We start from the raw sequence: 4,379 nt of genomic DNA on the forward strand, positions 1-4,379 counted from the left end.
CGCACCGACCGGTAATGATGCTGAGGCTGGTGCAGTGATTGATGCTATCCATCAGGCTGGTGGTTTAGCAGTGTTGGCTCATCCAGCCCGTTACCGTAAGTCAGCAGATGAGTTAATTACTGCTATAGCCAACTTAGGGATTGATGGTGTTGAAACTTACTATGCCTACACCAATCCTGAACCCTGGAAACCTAGTCCAAAACAAACTAAGCTTGTGTTGCAGTTGAGTGCTACCTACAATCTATTTAATACCTGTGGCACTGATACTCATGGGTTAAGCTTGCTCAAGCGTATTTGAAACGGAAATCTATTTTGACTTCTGTGGTTGTGGTCAATATCACTAAACGACTTCAGCCGTAAACTGGTATACATCTAGCGATACATTCACAACTGTCATCTGTGATCTAATTCTCATGTCAGAGGTGGACTAGTTACGGCTGGGTTGTTTTCAAGGCTGGGCTATCTTAGGCCGTGGGGGAAATGGGATGCTCCAAAAGAGCCGCTGCGCGAACGGTCAATCGCGCCGTGTCGGGCTTTGCCCGAAAGGTCACGCTACGGGAACACAAAAGCGGCAGCAATCTTGCATAAAAACTTTCCCCGCATCTGTTCGATACATACAATATTTAATTTGTCAACCTCTATTAATCGACTGATAGTCCAGATTGATGGGACTTTTGCTATCAATACTGTGACTAGCTTTATATTTCTGGGAATTATATAAGTAAGCTCTCCTGAGATAGCTCAGGTAGCTAGAGCTTGAGACTATAGCTTCAGCCACGACTATTGAAGCCATTACATGGTGATTGGCAGTCGGAAAATCAGCTGGATAAGTTTCAGCTCAGACTCTGGATTGAGAAAGTGGTGCGATAAGGGGCGATGTTCTGTCGCCAAGGGAAGGCGCACCCAGAGATAGGAACAAAAAAACGATTTTTGGAGAAGACTATGATTAAGCCAGAAAAAGATTTTTGCTTCTGTACTTTAGCTCTCCGTAGTAAGTATCGCTCTCTTGCCAAAAAACTAGCAGGAGATTTAGAAAAGTATGCTCCAGGAAAATTATTAATAGTTGCCACAGATGATGTCAACGATTTTAATAACTGTAAGAACGTTTCAGCGTTTAAACACCAGCAAACAGGAATTCTTCATTGTTATCATGACAAACGTTTTGAGGTTGAGAAGGCTTTGTCAAGGTTTAGTGTAGCCATACAAATTGATGCTGACACCAGGATTGTAGGTAGCTTACCTGAAACCATTGAAGTATTGCCCGGAATTACAGCAGGACATCAAGCAAATCTTGTCAAGCATGTAGAAAAGTATAATCCGGAAAGATTAAAGCCCCTTAAACAGATAGCCTCTAAGTTAGATATCCCATTAGACAAGGCAATTTATATAGGAGAATCTTTAGTTTTTGTTTCTAGAGATGGTGGCAAAGAAAAAGAATTTATTAAACAATGGGGTATGATCGGGCGCTATTTTGAGTTAAAAGGTATTCATGGTGGCGAAGGTATTATCTTAGGACTGGCGGCTGCTAAGGCTGGATTGACTATTAGCAGAAGTTCTAGCTGGGACAGGATTAATGAAGTCAAGAAACATCTGGATGCTTCTCATGAGAAAACACAGAAAACGTTTTGGGATTCCCTGAAACGCAAACTGGGCTATCACTATAATTTTAATCGAGCCAGGGTAGCAGCATTAAAAGATTTTGAATTTTACTACCGATAATATAGCATTTGGTGAGGTACTTTCGTCCTAGGTTTTAGGGAGTAGGGAGTAGGGAGTAGGGAGTAGGGAGTCGGGAATAGGGAATAGGGAACTTCGGATCAGGGAAGAGCGATGCAGTGAGGTTTTGGGGGTAACCCCCAAGAGCTCACTGGCGTGGTTTTCACGGGGCTGCGTGCCCAACTTGCTTCCCCACACAGCCCCAAAAGCATGAGAGACCGCATCAATAAGCCATTTGGTCATCGAACAATATAGCTTTTTTTAGTTTAATGAGGTACAAAAGATTTTTACCATCTTACCTCTTACCTCTTCTGACTTCACTGCTCCCTGCTCCCTGCTCCCTGCTCCCTGCTCCCTGCTCCCTACTCCCTAAAAACATGTACCTCACCTAATTAAAAACCACTATAATGCAATTAGTGGCTATATTAGGAATCCTAAATCAGTTGTCAAATGATTTAGGATTCCTATATATTTTTTATGGGTATAGCTTTTCCATTGTATAGTAGTACCAATGAAAAGGGTCACTGCAGTTATGGATACGGTCGTTATTCTAGCTTATTTTAATTTTTCAAAAAATAAATCCAGGTATATGGCTCTTGTCAAAGCACTAGCTTACTTAAGGGAAGACGTTGATATAATCCTGGTTTGTTATGGCTTAGATACTGACAGTATTTTTTCCTCGCAGAATCTTAAAATAATCAAGATTACCTCTGCTTCTGTACTTTGGCAAAAAGAAAGATTCTATAACGTAGCGTTATCCCATTTGACTAAAGAGCATCAATATGTTGTTTGGGCTGATGCAGATCTTCTTTTTACTAACAAGGGTTGGCAAGAGCAATTAAAAGAAAAACTGGAAAGCTACCGACTGGTTCAGATCTTCAATCGAGTCGAAGATGTAAAGCTTGAGAATGGCCATTTTTCTCTAACTGGACTTAGCCGCAAATCCGTGGTCACGACTTTCAATCGCGATATTACAGTTAAGGATTATTTCAGTAAAAGTGGCATCAGCTTAAGTCTTGGATGTAATCCGGGCTTTGGATGGGCGGCAAAGGCGACCACGATTAGAGAAATAGGCTTCCCCGACTTTATGATTTTGGGAGGTGGCGACAAGGTTTTATTGGCCTCTGCTATGGGATATCATTCGGTTTTTGTTAAAGCGCTTTTTTTAAATCATACGTTTTCTAATCTATATCATTCTTGGGGAGATAAAGTTTTTGATACCATTGAGGGACGAGTGTCTTACCTAGAAAATACGATTTATCATATTGTTCAGGGAGATTATAAAAATCGTCGCTATTCTGATCGCCACAAATTAATTCAGGACAATAGTTTTGCGATCGCTGATTATCTAAAAATTAATCAATGGGGAGCATGGCAATGGTACGATAAAAACAACGAATATGCTGTAAAAATAAGGAGATACTTTGATGAAAGAGGAGACTAAAGCATTTGAAATCGTATTTTATGGAACTTCCGGTTGGTTTGACAGCACATCAGGTGCTACTAATTCTGTAGGGGTATTCGTAAATGATAGAGATATTGTTTTGTTCGACTTAGGCACTGGGGTTAGAAAAATAGACAGAGAAAGCGTTCGTGATAAAAATGTTACTGTTATGCTTTCACACCTACATTTAGACCACTGTTATGGGCTACATATTTTACCGATGTTCCAGCCCGCTTCTTTGACGATTGTTATCCATGAAAGTCTAAAGAGTTACTTGGAGACTTTGTTTTCTTTTCCGTTTGTGAAGCCGAGAGAGCAACTAAAATTTCCTGTTGATATTCGAGTGGCTAAAGATACAAGCTTGAATTTCGATAATTTTACCATAAAGACTCAAGCCTTAAAACATAATACTCCAGTGATAGGCGCTCAATTGCAATTAGAGAACAAATCTATTTGTTATTGTGTTGATACCATTTTATGTGATTCTCTCTTGAGTATAACTAAGGATTGTGATATTCTCATTCTTGAATCTTGCCCGGTTGGAGGAAAGAAAACAAATGGATTTCATCTTGACATAGAACAACTTAAGGCAGTGCTAACTGCTACTCATGCTGAGAAGGTGATCATAACTCATTTTGGCGCTCGACAGTATCCAGATCCTAAAACCAAAGAGTTGCTGTTTGCATCGATAAAAGATTTTCATCACAATATCGTTATGGCTTACGATGGTCTTGTTATCCGGAGTTGAGATAACTTATGTTTTCAAATGTTTTTGTTTTATGTACCGGAAGATGTGGCTCTACAACATTTGCTCAAGCGTGTCAGCATATTCAAAACTATACAGTATCTCACGAATCTAGAATATCTTTGATAGGAGATAAGCGCCTTCAATATTCTCAAAATCATATTGAAGTAGATAATAGGTTGTCGTGGTTTCTCGGTTCTTTGGATAAAAACTATGGAGATTGTGCTTTTTATGTACATTTAAAGCGGGATATCATGTCAACGGCTAAAAGTTCTGCAAAACGCCTAGATAGTCCGATAATCAAAGGTTACTCAGAATCAATCATCCTTCCTAAACAGTTTAATTACGAACGACTTGATATTTGTATTGATTACTGTAACACCGTCACTGCTAATATTGAATTATAGGTGCTATCAGCTAATCCGCTACGCGCACGCTACTTGAGGTGCTAATCCGCTAGGGGAAGAGTTTTTG

6 protein-coding genes and 1 pseudogene are annotated in these 4,379 nt (G+C 39.9%); 6 read left to right on the plus strand and 1 reads right to left on the minus strand.

Annotated features, from left to right (window positions below; all coding sequences use genetic code 11):
- Together F6K57_RS37815 and F6K57_RS37820 are read left to right on the plus strand one after the other, a co-directional pair.
- Positions 1–298 (plus strand): annotated as a pseudogene (locus tag F6K57_RS37815) (PHP domain-containing protein); the annotation flags it as partial.
- Between the two features lie 644 nt (positions 299–942).
- Positions 943–1,719 (plus strand): hypothetical protein, encoded by a 777-nt coding sequence (locus F6K57_RS37820; protein WP_070396970.1) that lies wholly within the window; start codon positions 943–945, stop codon positions 1,717–1,719.
- Between the two features lie 27 nt (positions 1,720–1,746).
- Here the strand turns inward: F6K57_RS37820 and F6K57_RS37825 are convergent, their stop codons facing one another.
- Complete coding sequence (locus F6K57_RS37825) at positions 1,747–1,959, minus strand: hypothetical protein (protein ID WP_293073564.1); 213 nt, start codon at positions 1,957–1,959, stop codon at positions 1,747–1,749.
- 26 nt (positions 1,960–1,985) lie between these two features.
- Between F6K57_RS37825 and F6K57_RS37830 the strand changes: the two genes are divergently transcribed.
- The 4 genes from F6K57_RS37830 to F6K57_RS37845 all read left to right on the plus strand — a co-directional run bounded on the left by F6K57_RS37830 (position 1,986) and on the right by F6K57_RS37845 (position 4,312).
- Positions 1,986–2,108, plus strand: coding sequence for a hypothetical protein (locus F6K57_RS37830; RefSeq protein WP_293073566.1), 123 nt, complete (start codon positions 1,986–1,988; stop codon positions 2,106–2,108).
- 140 nt (positions 2,109–2,248) lie between these two features.
- The gene (locus F6K57_RS37835) at positions 2,249–3,160 is read left to right on the plus strand and encodes a hypothetical protein (RefSeq protein WP_293073568.1); all 912 of its coding nucleotides are present in this window, start codon (positions 2,249–2,251) and stop codon (positions 3,158–3,160) included.
- Positions 3,144–3,908: a ribonuclease Z gene (locus F6K57_RS37840; RefSeq protein ID WP_293073570.1), complete on the plus strand. Its 765-nt coding sequence runs from the start codon at positions 3,144–3,146 to the stop codon at positions 3,906–3,908. The genes F6K57_RS37835 and F6K57_RS37840 overlap by 17 nt, the downstream gene beginning before the upstream one ends.
- Positions 3,909–3,916: 8 nt before the next feature.
- Positions 3,917–4,312, plus strand: a complete 396-nt coding sequence (locus F6K57_RS37845; protein WP_293073572.1) for a hypothetical protein — start codon at positions 3,917–3,919, stop codon at positions 4,310–4,312.
- Positions 4,313–4,379 lie beyond the last annotated feature (67 nt).

The organism is Moorena sp. SIO4A5 (assembly GCF_010672005.1).
GTDB lineage: Bacteria > Cyanobacteriota > Cyanobacteriia > Cyanobacteriales > Coleofasciculaceae > Moorena.

Coding starts and splice junctions, on each gene's coding strand:
- F6K57_RS37825 (WP_293073564.1), bottom strand. CDS start 1,959: ATGACCAAATGGCTTATTGATGCGGTCTCTCATGCTTTTGGGGCTGTG.
- F6K57_RS37830 (WP_293073566.1), top strand. CDS start 1,986: ATGAGGTACAAAAGATTTTTACCATCTTACCTCTTACCTCTTCTGACT.
- F6K57_RS37835 (WP_293073568.1), top strand. CDS start 2,249: ATGGATACGGTCGTTATTCTAGCTTATTTTAATTTTTCAAAAAATAAA.
- F6K57_RS37820 (WP_070396970.1), top strand. CDS start 943: ATGATTAAGCCAGAAAAAGATTTTTGCTTCTGTACTTTAGCTCTCCGT.
- F6K57_RS37845 (WP_293073572.1), top strand. CDS start 3,917: ATGTTTTCAAATGTTTTTGTTTTATGTACCGGAAGATGTGGCTCTACA.
- F6K57_RS37840 (WP_293073570.1), top strand. CDS start 3,144: ATGAAAGAGGAGACTAAAGCATTTGAAATCGTATTTTATGGAACTTCC.